We start from the raw sequence: 13760 nt of genomic DNA on the forward strand, positions 1-13760 counted from the left end.
CTTTGCCAGATACCTAAGGAGCTTGGCCGCGATTGCCAAGCCGCGCATTGACCTGAGGCCCGATAACAGCAAAACACAGCGCAAGAGATTGGATTGGGAGAAGATCGATGGGCTGGAAGTCACTGGACGATATGGAACTGGACGGCAAGCGGGTGCTCTTGCGCGTCGACATCAACGTGCCGGTCGAAGAGGGCCGCGTCACCGATGCCACGCGGATCGAGCGGATCGTCCCCACGGTGAACGACATCCTGTCGCGCGGTGGCAAGGTGACGCTGCTGGCGCATTTCGGACGGCCCAAGGGCAAGGTCGTCGAGGAAATGGGCCTGCGCCAAGTCCTCCCCACGCTGGAAAAGGCACTGGGCCGCGACGTGGCATTCTTGCCATCGCTGGACGCCGCAGGCGACGCGCAGGCCGATCTGCAACTCATGGAAAACATCCGCTTCTACCCCGGTGAAGAGGCCAATGACGAAGATTTCGCCCGCCGGTTGGCCACGCTCGGCGATATCTATTGCAACGATGCCTTCTCTGCCGCGCACCGCGCCCATGCCTCGACCGAGGCGCTGGCGCGGCTGCTGCCTGCCTGCGCGGGGCGCTTGATGCAGGCGGAGCTCTCGGCGCTGGAGGCGGCACTGGCCAAGCCCGAGCGCCCGGTGGGCGCTGTCGTGGGCGGGGCCAAAGTCTCGACCAAGATCGCGCTTTTGGAAAACCTCGTGAACCGGCTCGACGTCTTGGTTATCGGCGGCGGCATGGCAAACACCTTCCTCGCCGCACTCGGGGCCGATTTGGGCAAATCGTTGGAAGAGCCGGACTATTACGACACGGCCAAGGACATCATGGCGCAGGCCGAAAAGGCAGGCTGCCGGGTCATCCTGCCGGTCGACGGTCTGGTCTCGCGGGAGTTCGCCAAGGGTGCGGCCCATGAGGTCGCCCCGCTTGGGCCTGATGCAAAACTCGCGACAGATCAGATGGTGCTCGACGCCGGCCCCGAGACTGTCGCATTGGTTGAGACGGCCTTTGCCGAGCTGCGCACCCTGATCTGGAACGGCCCCATGGGAGCCTTTGAAATCCCGCCCTTCGACACCGCCACCGTCGCCGCGGCCCAAGCCGCCGCCGCAAAGACCCGCGAAGGCACACTGACCTCCGTCGCTGGGGGCGGTGACACGGTCGCGGCGCTGAACCAAGCGGGCGTGGCGGATGATTTCACCTATATCTCCACCGCCGGGGGCGCCTTCCTTGAATGGATGGAGGGCAAGACCCTGCCCGGCGTCGCCGCTTTGGGCGGCTAAGTCGCACAAAAACCCGATTTACCGTTAAAAACAACGGGTTTCCCGCAATTGTGGGATTCCCATGACGAATCGTCTGTGGCATACTGGTGTCACGTCCGCCAAGAGACGCAGAGGCAGAACCATGACACGCAACACCCGACCGGCTTTCGGCACATTACTGTTCTTCGCAATCGCTTTCGCGCTGAGCCTGTATTTTACTTTTGCCGCCGTCCAGGGGGATTTCGGCCTGTTCCGTCGGACCGAGATCGTGGCCGAGAACCAAAAGCTGAGCGACCGTTTGGCCGAGGTCCGCGCCGAAGTTGCCCGGATGGAAAACCTGACCCGCCGCCTGTCGGACGACTACCTTGACCTTGATCTTCTGGACGAACGCGCGCGCAAAGTGCTGGGCATGGTCCGCACCGATGAGATCGTCATTCGCTAAGCTTTCGCGGCTTATCGTCTATCGGCCCCTGCCCTGCGCCTGCGGCCTTGCAATCATACGAAATCTCTGGCCTCCTGCGCCTTGTCAGCCGTGGTGCGCGCACCACGTCACAAAGTCTCTCGCAATCCATTCTGGAATGCGTTAGGGAATAGTTTAACGCTAAACTACTTTTGGCACCTGACCAAAGCCGACGGAGGAGACGTCCATGGCCGCGAGGAAATCGAGCAAGAAACCCAATGTCTCGGCGGAGGAGCTGACCAGCTACTACCGCGACATGCTGCTGATCCGGCGGTTTGAAGAGAAAGCCGGACAACTTTACGGCATGGGGCTGATCGGGGGGTTCTGTCACCTCTATATCGGACAAGAAGCGGTTGTTGTCGGCCTTGAGGCCGCTGCTGAGGAAGGCGACAAGCGCATCACCTCCTACCGCGACCACGGGCATATGCTGGCCTGCGGCATGGACCCTAACGGCGTCATGGCCGAGCTGACGGGCCGCGAGGGCGGTTATTCCAAGGGCAAGGGCGGCTCGATGCATATGTTCTCGAAAGAGAAGCATTTTTATGGCGGTCACGGCATCGTCGCGGCGCAGGTGCCGCTTGGCGCGGGCCTTGCCTTTGCCGATCAATACAAGGGCAACGGGCGCGTCACCTTCACCTATTTCGGCGATGGTGCGGCGAACCAGGGCCAGGTCTACGAGACCTTCAACATGGCCGCTCTGTGGAAACTGCCGGTGATCTTCGTGATCGAGAACAACCAATACGCCATGGGCACCTCGCAGCAGCGCTCGACCTCCTCGGCCGAGATCTGGGAACGCGGCCGCGCCTTCGGCATCCCCGGTGAGGCGGTCGACGGCATGGACGTGCTGGCGGTCAAGGAAGCCGGTCAGAAGGCCGTGGAACACGCCCGCAAGGACGGCCCCTATATTCTGGAGATCAAGACCTACCGCTATCGCGGTCACTCCATGTCCGACCCCGCGAAATACCGCACCCGCGAGGAAGTGCAGAAAATGCGCGACGAACGCGACCCGATCGAGGCCGTGCGCAGCCTGCTCTTGGAGGGCAACCACGCGAGCGAGGAAGATCTCAAGGCCATCGACAAGGAGATCAAGCAAATCGTGAACGAAAGCGCCGATTTCGCCAAGGAGAGCCCGGAGCCCAATCTCGACGAGCTCTGGACCGACATCTACGCAACCGAAGTTCCGCAGGAGGCCTGAAGCAATGGCAACCGAAATTCTCATGCCCGCCCTCAGCCCCACCATGGAAGAAGGCACGCTGGCGAAATGGTTGGTCAAGGAAGGCGACGAAGTCTCCTCCGGTGACATCCTCGCCGAGATCGAGACCGACAAGGCCACGATGGAATTCGAAGCCGTGGACGAAGGCACCATCGGCAAGATCCTGATCGAAGAAGGCACCGAAGGCGTGAAGGTGAACAGCCCCATCGCCGTGCTGCTCGAAGAAGGCGAAAGCGCCGGCGACATCGACACCGCGAAATCCGCCCCCGCCGAGGAGAAGGGCGCGGAGGCTAAGCCCGCGCAGGCCAAATCCTCCGACGATGACCGCGAAGCGCCTGCCGAGGGCAAGAAGCAGCCCGAGCCCGACACCAGCCCCGACTGGCCCGAGGGCACCGAGATGAAGCAGCAGACCGTGCGCGAGGCCCTGCGCGACGCCATGGCCGAGGAAATGCGCCGCGACGAGAACGTCTTCCTCATGGGCGAGGAAGTGGCCGAGTACCAAGGCGCCTATAAGATTTCCCAAGGTCTGCTGGACGAATTCGGCGCCAAGCGCGTGATCGACACGCCGATCACCGAACACGGCTTTGCCGGCATCGGCGTCGGCGCGGCCTTCGGCGGTCTGCGCCCGATCGTCGAGTTCATGACCTTCAACTTCGCCATGCAGGCGATGGACCAGATCATCAACTCCGCGGCCAAGACGCTTTACATGTCCGGCGGCCAGATGGGCGCGCCCATGGTCTTCCGCGGCCCCAACGGTGCTGCGGCCCGCGTCGGCGCCCAGCACAGCCAGGACTACGCCGCCTGGTTCATGCAGATCCCCGGCCTCAAGGTCGCGATGCCCTATTCGGCCAGCGATTACAAAGGCTTGATGAAGTCCGCGATCCGTGATCCGAACCCGGTGATCTTCCTTGAGAACGAAATCCTCTATGGCCGCAGCTTCGATGTGCCTGACATCGAGGACTACACCGTCCCCTTCGGCAAAGCCCGGCTCTGGCGCGAGGGCGCGGATGTCACCATCGTCAGCTTCGGCATTGGCATGACCTATGCGCTGGAAGCAGCGGAGAAACTGGCCGAGGACGGTATCGAGTCCGAGGTCATCGACCTGCGCACCCTGCGCCCGATGGACACCGAAACGGTCCTGAAATCCGTGATGAAGACCAACCGCTGCGTGACGGTCGAAGAAGGCTGGCCGCAGGGCTCGGTCGGCGGCTACATCAGCGGCGTGATCATGCAGGAGGCGTTCGACTACCTCGACGCCCCGGTCATCACCTGCACCGGCAAGGACGTGCCCATGCCCTATGCCGCCAACCTCGAAAAACACGCTCTGGTCACCACCGACGAGGTGATCGAGGCCGTGCGCAAAGTCACCTACCGGTAAGGAGCGGATCATGCCAACAGAAATTCTCATGCCCGCCCTTTCGCCCACGATGGAGGAAGGCACGCTCGCCAAGTGGCTGGTCAAAGAGGGGGACGAAGTCGCCTCGGGCGACATCCTCGCCGAGATCGAGACCGACAAGGCCACGATGGAGTTCGAGGCTGTCGACGAAGGCACCATCGGCAAGATCTTGATCGAAGAAGGCAGCGAAGGCGTGAAGGTAAACACGCCGATTGCGGTGCTGCTCGAGGAAGGCGAAAGCGCCGACGACATCGACAGCGCCGCCCCGGCCAAAGAAGAGAAACCTCAGGCCGAGGAAGCGCCCAAAGCAGCCGAGGCCGAAACGCCCGGAGCGGGCTATGGCCGCGGTGCGACGGATGCGAATGACGCGCCGACCAACAGCGACGCCAAAGCCCCCGCCGCGCCCAAGGACGACAAGGGCGGGCGCATCTTCGCCTCCCCCCTCGCCCGCCGGATCGCTGCGGACAAGGGGCTGGACCTCACCCAAATCGAAGGCAGCGGCCCGCGTGGTCGGATCGTCAAAGCCGATGTGGAAAGCGCCCAGCCGACGGCTGCCAAGGCCGGCAGCCCCGCCGCCGCCAAGGACGCCGCGCCGGTGACACAGCCTGCTCCCGCCGGCCCCTCCTCCGACGCCGTGCGCAAGATGTACGAGGACCGCGAGATCGAAGAGGTCAAGCTCGACGGAATGCGCAAGACCATCGCCGCGCGCCTTACCGAGGCCAAGCAGACGGTCCCGCATTTCTACCTGCGGCGCGATATCCAGATCGACGCGCTGCTGTCCTTCCGCAGCGACCTGAACAAGCAGCTCGAAGCCCGCGGCGTGAAGCTCTCGGTTAACGATTTCATTATCAAAGCCTGCGCGCTGGCGCTGCAATCGGTGCCCGATGCCAACGCCGTTTGGGCCGGGGATCGTATCCTGAAGCTCAAGCCTTCGGATGTGGCCGTGGCCGTGGCCATCGAAGGCGGGCTGTTCACCCCCGTGCTACAGGACGCCGACACCAAGTCGCTCTCGACCCTCTCGGCGCAGATGAAAGACCTCGCCACCCGCGCTCGCGACCGCAAGCTCGCTCCGCATGAGTATCAGGGCGGCAGCTTCGCCATCTCCAACCTCGGCATGTTCGGGATCGACAACTTCGACGCGGTCATCAACCCGCCGCATGGTGCGATCCTCGCCGTGGGCGCGGGCGTGAAGAAACCGATCATCGGCAAGGACGGTGAGATCACGGCGGCGACAGTCATGTCCGTGACCCTCTCGGTCGATCACCGCGTGATCGACGGGGCGCTCGGGGCCCAACTGCTGAACGCGATTGTCGAGAACCTTGAAAATCCGATGATCATGCTGGCCTAAGGGCTGCACCTCACAAACGAAGAAAGCCGGGGCATGCCCCGGCTTTTTATTGCGATACTGGCAACTGCCCCTATTCGGCGTCCGGCCCAAAAAGATGGTTCATCGACATCGACGGCTGATCGCAGCCCGCCTCTCCAACGATCCGCGCCGGGATCCCGGCAACGGTCTTGCAGGCAGGCACCGGCTCCAGCACAACCGACCCCGCCGCGATGCGGCTGCAATGGCCGATAGAGATATTGCCCAGAACCTTCGCGCCTGCGCCAATCAACACGCCATTGCCGATCTTGGGGTGACGGTCCTCTTCCTCTTTACCGGTGCCGCCAAGGGTCACCGAATGCAGCATCGAGACGTTGTCGCCCACCACCGCCGTCTCACCGATGACGATGGAATGCGCGTGGTCGATCATGATGCCCTTGCCCATCTTGGCCGCCGGATGGATATCCACGCCAAAAATCTCGCTCACCCGCATCTGGATGAAATAGGCCAGATCGCGTTTGCCCTTGGTATAAAGGTGGTGGCCCACACGGTAGGCCTGCACCGCCTGATAGCCTTTGAAATACAGAATCGGCTGCAACAGCCGGTGGCAGGCCGGGTCGCGGTCATAGATGGCCACCAGATCCGCGCGCGCCGCGGCGACGAGGTCTGGGTCTTCGGCATAGGCTTCCTCGACCATCTCGCGCACGACCATCATCGACATCTCGTTCGACGAAAGCTTGGCCGCGATGCGGTAGGAGAGCGCATTCTCGATAGATTTATGGTGCAGGATACAGGCATGCACAAAGCCGCCGATCAACGGCTCATCACGCACCGCATCCTCGGCTTCTTGCTGAATCTGGTCCCAGACCGGGTCCACTTTCGAGATATTTCTGCGTGTCTGCGCCATGGCACGTGCTCCTTCACTCTGCCGTAAGGGTAGCTCATGCAATAGCGCAGGACCATTTGTAAATCCGCCCATGCTCAAAATCGTGATAACGCGCGGGCCTATCCGGGGACGGTCAAACCTGTAGTCGGCCCCGCGCCATATGTGGCCGAGACCTGCGCCACCGTCACGTCAAACGCCCCGCTGACGCCATCCGCCGCCCGTGCCGCAGTGCTATAGGTCCACCGCGGCGTATCGACCAGCACCTCCCGCCGCTCCTCGCTGCCTTCGTAAACGCGTAAGAGATAGCGTTCACTCTCCTCGCCAAGCGGCACCTCCGGCCCCTCCCAAGGGTCGCCGTCGATCCGCGTTCGACGAATCCAGCTAAGGGTGATATCGCCACTGGCCCCAGCCTCGGCCCGCAGATGACAGGGGCTGTAGGGCCGCAGACCATTCCCGTCAAAGGCATGAACCTGATGCAGGTAAGAGGGGTCATCCACCGGTCGCCGCGCAGGCCCGATGCGGTAATGCTGTGCCACGCGGCGCAGATGCGGGCTCAGCTCGACCTGTTGCGGTGTCCCGTTCATCAGCACAAAGCGCGACCCGGCGGGCCAAACCTCGGGCATCAACCCATCGCTGCCTGCCTGCCCGCGCAAACGACCCGTCAGCCAATAGGTCATCGGGGCGACAAGCTGCGCCTCCTCAAACTGGAACAACTCCCAACGGTCCGCGCTCCCATCCCCAATGGCGGCAAGGTTCGCCCCATTCAAAAGCGCCTCTCTGCTAACGGACTGAAGGCTGCCGCTGGTTAATTTGACCTCCAGCACCGGCCCCGCGTCAATCAACCCTGGTCGTGCCGCGCTTAGCGGCGTTTGGGTAACGCCCATGATCGACCGGTTCGCCACGATGGCGTTCAGCGCATAATCCGAATCCACGGCAGAGCGGTAGACCGCGACGGAGCCCGGCCAAGGGGTCGCCGTCACCGCCAGATGCGGCGCATGGGGCACCTCATCCCCGCGCAAAAGCGGCAGGTCCATGAACTGCGGCAGAACCGGCAGCGGCGGGACGAAGGGGCGCAGCGCTCCAAGTTCTTCATCAAGCGGTGCGGGATCATAGACTTCGGGCTCAATCCGAACGCCGTCGATCAGCAGGGAGCCGGCCTGTTCCACCCGGTCGACGCGGTAGCGCCCCGGCCCCTCCGCCCCATCGCCCGGCAGTTCGATCACATCCCCCGCCCCGACAGCCATCCGCGACGGCGGCAATGCCAGCCGCAGCGTCTCACGCGCGACGCGCGCTTCGGTCAGCCAGCGTTCGGCCACCTGCCGCCCCTCGCCTCGGGTCAAGGCCATGTTCAGCTCGGTCCCGGTGACCGCATGGGTCGCCTCATCCGCCAGAACCGCCTCTTCGGCAATCGGGTCAAAATCCGCATCGGCCTGAACGAACCGCAGCCGCACACGGCCCGAGACTTCGGCCTCCGCCTCGCGCGACTGCTCGGTCACCCCGCTCAGATCGGGGTGAACCGCGAGGCGATCGGGGTCGAGGGGCAGCGCATCCGCCCCGACACGCATCCGAAACTGCAAAACCCCGTCGCGTTCGATTGCATCGAACCCATAGCGCAGCATCAGCGGTTGCAGCGCGGCACGCGCCTCGCCAACCTCGGCCACCGTATAGCCGCGCACATAGCCGAACAGCGCGGAGGTATCGAAATGCACCACACCCGCCCGGCGGCAAATCTCCCCCACAACCGAGGCCAGCGACCGCGCCGAGGCACGCCCGTTCAGCCAGTGGCCACGGCTGTAATTCTCCCCATCGCTCCAGAGATCGACATTGTTGGGGAAGAAGGGAAACGGCCGCGTGTCCCATGCCCAGACAAAAGCGCGCGTCATATCCAGCATCGGCGCACCATATTCCTCCGAGATCGGATTATGCGCCGGATCGCGCCAGTAATCCGAGATCGCCCGCAGATATTGCATCTGCATCAGATCGTCCCGTGCGCCAGTGGAATAATGCGGCAAGGCGCTTTCCGAGCTCTTCAGATCGAGAAACTTGTTGGGCTGGTTCGCCCCTTTGTCGATGGCCGCGCAGCCGTATTCCGTGAACCAGATCGGTTTCGACATCGGCTGCCATTCCGTTGGAGCGGCTTGCCGCTGCCCGCCGATACGCGGGTGGTGCGGGCTCTCCCACCAGCAGCGCAGGTCTTTGTAGCGATACACCCAAGGCTCATCATGCGCGCCATCGGTGATCGGCGTGCGGACCTGCGCGTCTCGGGCCTCGGGCGAATGGTAGTACCAGTCATAGCCCTCGCCGCCTTCGATGTTGGATTTCAGATAGCCGACATCATAGATCGCGGGCCAGTTCTCGCCGTCCAGATGCCCCTCCTCATCGCGCCAATCGGCTAGCGGTATGTAGTTGTCGATCCCGATGAAATCGATCTGCGGATCGGCCCATAGCGGATCAAGGTGAAAGAAGACATCGCCGCTGCCATCCTGCGGGTGATAGCCGAAATACTCAGACCAATCAGCGGCATAGCTGATCTTAACCTCCGGCCCCAACAAGGCGCGCACCTCTCCGGCCAAGGCCCGCAGCGCGGCCACCGCGGGAAAGCTGTTGCCTGCCGCGCGTATCTGCGTCAGCCCCCGCATCTCCGAGGAGATGCAAAACGCCTCGACCCCGCCTGCTGCGGCGCAAAGCGCGGCATAGTGCAAGATAAAGCGCGACAGGGTCCATTCCTCGGGGCCGTTGTAGATGACCGAGCCTTCGCCCACCGCGAAATCCTCAGCCGTGACGGTTCCGAAAAACGCCGCCACCTCAGCCTCTGCCGCCGCCGTACCATCCGGGCTGCCCGGCCGCCCCGGGGCCACCGAAAGCGTGATCCGCCCACGCCACGGCAAGCGGGGCTGGTCCTCGGCATCGCTATAGGGGTCCGGCAGCCCGTTGCCTTCGATCTGATCCATCAAAATGAACGGGTAGAACATCACCGCCTTGCCCGCTGCCTTCAGCGCGTGAATGGCCTCAATCACCGCGGCATCGGCTGGCGTGCCGCCGTAGATCGGGCGCGCCTCTTGCTGGGTGATCACCTCCGCCGTGCCACGCGTCACGTCAGAGACCCGCCAAGGCATATTCTCCCCATCGATATCCTGGTCTTCGACCTTGGGCCGCAGGCGACAGTCGCCGCAGCGCAAATCGCCGCCAAACCATGATACAACGAGAGAGGCCGCTTCCAACCGTGGCAATTCCTCGGTCAGGCTTTCCAAGGACACCACGAAATCGGTCTTGGCAGCGGGCGAGTTCACATTGGCGCTCCACCGGCTGCCGGGGCCGTCGGTGTAATGCACCGGGGTCGTCGCCAGCGCGTATTCCCCCGTGCCGGGGATCAGGGCGACCCCCTGAACACCATAGGCGGGCGCATGCTCCCACCCCGGCGCTTGCGGCTGCTCGGGGCGCAGCACCTCGAAAGAGAACTGCGGCACCCGGTTGCCAAATTGCGCAAGCGGGAGGTCTTCCATCACCACATAGGCTGTGCCGCGATAGGCCGGCACCCGGTCCGCGCCCTCGATCGCGGCGATGGTCGGGTCGGGCTGCTGGTCCGCCGCGCCCCGGTAAACGCGCATGTTCAGATCGTCCGGGGCAATCTCCTCCCCATCCGCCCAGATGCGCCCGACGCTGGTGATCTCCCCTTCGCAGAGCGCGATGGCGAGGCTGACGGTATAGCTATATTCGGTCGTCTTCGGCGTTGGCGGGCCACCCTTGCCGCCGCCGCTGACTTCGGTGACTTCTTGGAACTGCGAGGCCCAGATGACATGCCCCGCCAGTCGCATCCGCCCGTAAAGCTGCGGGATCGCCGCCCCCTCGCCCGAGCCTGTCAGGCGAAAGCAATCCACCTTACCGGTCTCGACCGCCTCCCCGCCTTGGCCCAGCAGGCGTTGATCCACCAACCGCCCAAGGCTCGCCCCCACCGCGCGGCCCACCGCAACCGACGACAGCCCCGCCAGCGTGCCCCCGATGGAGCCGCCAACCGCCGCCCCCGCTGCCGAAAGAACAATCGTCGCCATCAAGAGACCTCCTCAGGAAATACAAATTGCGCCACGATGCGCCGTTGCCATGGCGGGCTGAGCGGGCTTTCCACCACCCCGTGCCGCGCATAGGCGTGGATGAAACTGGCGCTGGCCCCGACGCGCGCCTGCAGCCCAAGGTGCTTTGCCACCGCACCCTGCCGCATCCGGAAAAGCAGCACGTCACCGGGGGCCGCATCATCGCTGTCTTTCATCGCCATGTGCCGCAGCGCCGCCGCCCAGAGCCGCTCCTCCCCCTGCGGCTCGGACCAATCCATCGAATAGGCCGGGACCGCCTCAGGCTCCGCGCCCAGCAACTCCCGCCAAAGCCCCCGTATCAGGCCCAGACAATCACAGCCCGCCCCTTTCGTTGCGGCCTGATGCACATAGGGCGTCCCGATCCATCCGCGGGCTGCCTGCACCAAACGCTCTCCCGCAGCACTCATCGGCGTGACCCGCCGCCATTCGCACCGTCCGACCGGGGCACCGCCATCATCCAATCCTCCCCCGGCAAATCGGGAAAGCCGCGATAGTTCAGTAGGTTGTTGAACTTCAGCCGACAGGTCTCCATCCGCTTGTCGCAGCCTGCGGTAAGCCGGACACGGGTGCCCGCCGCCACCGCGCCGCGGATCGGCTGCCAAAGCTCGATCACGCGCTGCCCGTCCTCATGGTAGTCACGTTTGACCATGCCCCAGAGCCCCGCCGCCGGCCCCTCCAGCACATCAAGCCGCCCCCGGGCAAACCAACCTTCCTCGTAGCCCGGGAACGCGCTCCAACGGAAATACTGCGCCTCCGACACCGTCTCGACCACACGCGTCTCAGCATAGCCGGGCGCGGTGAGAGCGAACCGGCAATCGCTATCCCCCAACACCGCCGAACAGGGCTTTTGATAGACCCGCCCCAGGGGCCGGTTGAGCGGTTCCGTCAGCCCGCGCAACTCAGCGCGAAAGCTGCCTCCCGCGCGGTGCAACTCACCAATTGAGCCGCGAAATTGCAGCCGCCGCTGCGCGGGGTCCGCCCAGTTCACCAGCCACGCCTGCACATCGGCGCCGTCAAAGCGGCCCTGTTCGATCTCATCCTCGCGGATCGCATCATCGCTGAGCGCGCCAAGCGCCTCTGTGTTATCAACCGACAACCCGCTGGTCTGGGCCAACGCCCGCGCGCTCAGCCCGGTATCGGCACGAAAGGTGACCCCGTCGAACATCAGCGGCATGTCGTGGTCGGTAAAGGCAAACACCGCCCCATCCGCGCGCGTCACCTGCCAGCAATGGCAGAGCGTCGTCACACCCTGCGCGATATGGGCTTCCAAATCCCTGTCCAGCCCCGCCATCAGACCCGCACCTCGACCACCGGCACATCGGGCACCTGTCCGGCCTGAAAACTCTCGACCGAGACCAGAATGCGATCAGTGTCAAAGCGCACCGGCACGTCGAACTCGAAGCCCGCAAAAACCTCGATCTCAGGGTCGGGCGGATGGGCAAAGGTGATGATCCCGCTCTCTCCGTCGACCTCATATTCGACGCCCTCGCGCAGCTCATCCTGCTCCAGCCCCACGCGCACGGTCCCGGCCACCGGTTTCGTAATCGGACGACGATAGGACTGCGCCCCCGAGCGGTAGGTCTTGGTCAGTTGAAACGCCGCCCGCACCCCATCCCCATAGCCGATGCTCTGGTCGTCGAAAGCCACCGGAAGCGCCATCTTGCCCGACCTATAATCGGCCCAATCCTTCCAGCGAAACCCGTACATCTGACCCATGCGCGCCTCGAAAAAGGCAATCAGCGCCTGTAGATCGTCGATCGAGCGCATTCCCAACCCGGCATCGTAAACCCGCCGCGAATGGGCCCAAGCCGTGTTGCGCTCCTCATGGCCGTTGGCCAAGGTGACCACATCTGTCTGCCGTTGCGGCCCCCCGACAGAGCCAAAGCTTAGCGACGGGGGAAATCTGACCTCGTGAAACTGCATGATCTGCTCCTTTATCCGCCGCGCGGCCTATCGGTTGCGGTTGCCGGTGCTGAGGGCACGGCTCAACTGTGCGGCAATCTGGCTTTGGCTGCGCTGAAACCCCTGCACATCGGGGGTGGTGATATTCATCACGATGGTCGTCGCGCCGCCGCCGCTGCCGCGCACGCCCAGCTTGCCATCCGCCCCCCGCGCCAAGGGCATGATCGCCTCCGGCCCGACTTCACCCATCAGCCCCGTGCCGCCGCGCATGGGAAAGGCGGTCGCCGAGTTGACCACCCCACCCTGCGCGAAGGGCATGACCTTACCTTGCGAGAAAGGCGCGCCATCGGCGAAGGGCAATATCCCCTCCACGATGCTGCCCACGCCCTCGCTGATCAGCCCGCCGAAATGGTCCGTCACCGGGCGCATCGCGGCATTGTAAGTCGTGCGGATCATCGACTGCGCCAAGTCGCTCAGCGCGTCCGAGAGTTTGGCCCCGTCAAAGACCACCCCATCAAAGGCCCGCCTCAATCCACGGCTGAGCCCTTTCTCAAGGGTCGCCACGTCTTTGCCCGTCGCGGCGAGCGCGCCGCGCATTCGCCGCAGCTCACCGTCGAACCCGGCCACCAAACCGCTGGTCTGCGCCAGCGTCTCATTCAGCCCCTCGGCCCGGCTCTCAAGGTTCTCGAAATCGTCAAAGTCAGCCATCACCGGCCCCTTTCGTCTCATCTGGATAGGCCGCCATCAGCGCGGCGAGACCGTCGCTCAGCAGCGGCGTGGGGCCAGACTTCGGCCCCAGCATCAACTGCAACTCCGCCGGCGTCAGCGCCCAGAATTGATCCGGCAGCAGCCCCAATCGCGACAGCCCCACCCGCAGCAACGCGGGCCAGTCAAGGCCGCTTGCCGCGCTCACGCCTGCACCGTAAAGGCCCGCGCCAGCAATTCCGCCGCCGCCCGCGCCGCCGCCATTGGCCCGCCCTCGATCTGCGCGTGCTCAAGCGTGGCGGCATCCATCTCCGCCCCGCCTCCGCGCAGCCCGGCGAGCAACAGGGCCAAGACATCGCGGCTCGAAAAACGATTGCTTTCAAACCGCTCGACCAGAGCCACGAGGCTGTCGGCCTGCAACGCGGCCTCCAACTCGGCCAAGGCCCCAAGGGTCAGCCGCGCCTCATGACGTTCACCATCAATCACGAGACTCACCTCGCCGCGCCATGGGTTCGCCATGC

At 64.2% G+C, this 13760-nt stretch carries 13 protein-coding genes; 5 read left to right on the plus strand and 8 right to left on the minus strand.

What is annotated here, in order from left to right:
* Positions 1-107: 107 nt before the first annotated feature.
* From ACGYK9_RS02870 to ACGYK9_RS02890, 5 genes are all read left to right on the plus strand, one after another.
* Entirely contained in the window at positions 108-1286 is a 1179-nt protein-coding gene (locus tag ACGYK9_RS02870; protein WP_394408338.1) for a phosphoglycerate kinase, read from the plus strand.
* 121 nt (positions 1287-1407) lie between these two features.
* Positions 1408-1707 carry a septum formation initiator family protein gene (locus tag ACGYK9_RS02875; RefSeq protein WP_067265383.1) on the plus strand — a complete coding sequence of 100 codons (300 nt, stop codon included), beginning with the start codon at positions 1408-1410 and terminating at the stop codon, positions 1705-1707.
* A 205-nt stretch (positions 1708-1912) separates the two neighbouring features.
* Positions 1913-2920 (plus strand): pyruvate dehydrogenase (acetyl-transferring) E1 component subunit alpha, encoded by a 1008-nt coding sequence (gene pdhA, locus ACGYK9_RS02880; protein WP_067265381.1) that lies wholly within the window; start codon positions 1913-1915, stop codon positions 2918-2920.
* Between the two features lie 4 nt (positions 2921-2924).
* On the plus strand, positions 2925-4316 hold the full coding sequence (locus ACGYK9_RS02885) for a pyruvate dehydrogenase complex E1 component subunit beta (protein WP_394408341.1): 1392 nt from the start codon (positions 2925-2927) through the stop codon (positions 4314-4316).
* Positions 4317-4326: 10 nt separating this feature from the next.
* The gene (locus tag ACGYK9_RS02890) at positions 4327-5682 is read left to right on the plus strand and encodes a pyruvate dehydrogenase complex dihydrolipoamide acetyltransferase (protein ID WP_394408344.1); all 1356 of its coding nucleotides are present in this window, start codon (positions 4327-4329) and stop codon (positions 5680-5682) included.
* A 70-nt stretch (positions 5683-5752) separates the two neighbouring features.
* On the opposite strand, the gene cysE is transcribed toward ACGYK9_RS02890, so the two are convergent.
* The 8 genes from cysE to ACGYK9_RS02930 form a co-directional block, all read right to left on the minus strand.
* Complete coding sequence (cysE, locus tag ACGYK9_RS02895) at positions 5753-6565, minus strand: serine O-acetyltransferase (RefSeq protein ID WP_394408346.1); 813 nt, start codon at positions 6563-6565, stop codon at positions 5753-5755.
* A gap of 98 nt (positions 6566-6663) precedes the next feature.
* Positions 6664-10593: a glycoside hydrolase/phage tail family protein gene (locus ACGYK9_RS02900; RefSeq protein ID WP_394408349.1), complete on the minus strand. Its 3930-nt coding sequence runs from the start codon at positions 10591-10593 to the stop codon at positions 6664-6666.
* A complete protein-coding gene (locus ACGYK9_RS02905; protein ID WP_394408351.1) occupies positions 10593-11039 on the minus strand; it encodes an NlpC/P60 family protein in 447 nt (148 codons plus the stop codon). The genes ACGYK9_RS02900 and ACGYK9_RS02905 overlap by 1 nt, the downstream gene beginning before the upstream one ends.
* Positions 11036-11923, minus strand: a complete 888-nt coding sequence (locus tag ACGYK9_RS02910) for a DUF2163 domain-containing protein (protein WP_394408354.1) — start codon at positions 11921-11923, stop codon at positions 11036-11038. The genes ACGYK9_RS02905 and ACGYK9_RS02910 overlap by 4 nt, the downstream gene beginning before the upstream one ends.
* Entirely contained in the window at positions 11923-12555 is a 633-nt protein-coding gene (locus tag ACGYK9_RS02915) for a TIGR02217 family protein (RefSeq protein ID WP_394408358.1), read from the minus strand. Before ACGYK9_RS02915 ends, ACGYK9_RS02910 begins: the two co-directional genes overlap by 1 nt.
* A 27-nt stretch (positions 12556-12582) precedes the next feature.
* Entirely contained in the window at positions 12583-13242 is a 660-nt protein-coding gene (locus ACGYK9_RS02920) for a phage tail tape measure protein (RefSeq protein WP_394408361.1), read from the minus strand.
* Positions 13235-13447 (minus strand): rcc01693 family protein, encoded by a 213-nt coding sequence (locus tag ACGYK9_RS02925; RefSeq protein WP_394408364.1) that lies wholly within the window; start codon positions 13445-13447, stop codon positions 13235-13237. The genes ACGYK9_RS02920 and ACGYK9_RS02925 overlap by 8 nt, the downstream gene beginning before the upstream one ends.
* Positions 13444-13758 (minus strand): gene transfer agent family protein, encoded by a 315-nt coding sequence (locus ACGYK9_RS02930; protein WP_394408367.1) that lies wholly within the window; start codon positions 13756-13758, stop codon positions 13444-13446. The genes ACGYK9_RS02925 and ACGYK9_RS02930 overlap by 4 nt, the downstream gene beginning before the upstream one ends.
* Between the last annotated feature and the right edge of the window lie 2 nt (positions 13759-13760).

Source organism: Sulfitobacter sp. 1A15258, assembly GCF_043557045.1.
Lineage (GTDB): Bacteria > Pseudomonadota > Alphaproteobacteria > Rhodobacterales > Rhodobacteraceae > Sulfitobacter > Sulfitobacter faviae.

Excerpts from the sequence above, each read along its gene's own strand:
- ACGYK9_RS02870 (WP_394408338.1), top strand. The coding sequence starts at position 108 with ATGGGCTGGAAGTCACTGGACGATATGGAACTGGACGGCAAGCGGGTG.
- ACGYK9_RS02875 (WP_067265383.1), top strand. The coding sequence starts at position 1,408 with ATGACACGCAACACCCGACCGGCTTTCGGCACATTACTGTTCTTCGCA.
- pdhA (WP_067265381.1), top strand. The coding sequence starts at position 1,913 with ATGGCCGCGAGGAAATCGAGCAAGAAACCCAATGTCTCGGCGGAGGAG.
- ACGYK9_RS02885 (WP_394408341.1), top strand. The coding sequence starts at position 2,925 with ATGGCAACCGAAATTCTCATGCCCGCCCTCAGCCCCACCATGGAAGAA.
- ACGYK9_RS02890 (WP_394408344.1), top strand. The coding sequence starts at position 4,327 with ATGCCAACAGAAATTCTCATGCCCGCCCTTTCGCCCACGATGGAGGAA.
- cysE (WP_394408346.1), bottom strand. The coding sequence starts at position 6,565 with ATGGCGCAGACACGCAGAAATATCTCGAAAGTGGACCCGGTCTGGGAC.
- ACGYK9_RS02900 (WP_394408349.1), bottom strand. The coding sequence starts at position 10,593 with ATGGCGACGATTGTTCTTTCGGCAGCGGGGGCGGCGGTTGGCGGCTCC.
- ACGYK9_RS02905 (WP_394408351.1), bottom strand. The coding sequence starts at position 11,039 with ATGAGTGCTGCGGGAGAGCGTTTGGTGCAGGCAGCCCGCGGATGGATC.
- ACGYK9_RS02910 (WP_394408354.1), bottom strand. The coding sequence starts at position 11,923 with ATGGCGGGGCTGGACAGGGATTTGGAAGCCCATATCGCGCAGGGTGTG.
- ACGYK9_RS02915 (WP_394408358.1), bottom strand. The coding sequence starts at position 12,555 with ATGCAGTTTCACGAGGTCAGATTTCCCCCGTCGCTAAGCTTTGGCTCT.
- ACGYK9_RS02920 (WP_394408361.1), bottom strand. The coding sequence starts at position 13,242 with ATGGCTGACTTTGACGATTTCGAGAACCTTGAGAGCCGGGCCGAGGGG.
- ACGYK9_RS02930 (WP_394408367.1), bottom strand. The coding sequence starts at position 13,758 with ATGGCGAACCCATGGCGCGGCGAGGTGAGTCTCGTGATTGATGGTGAA.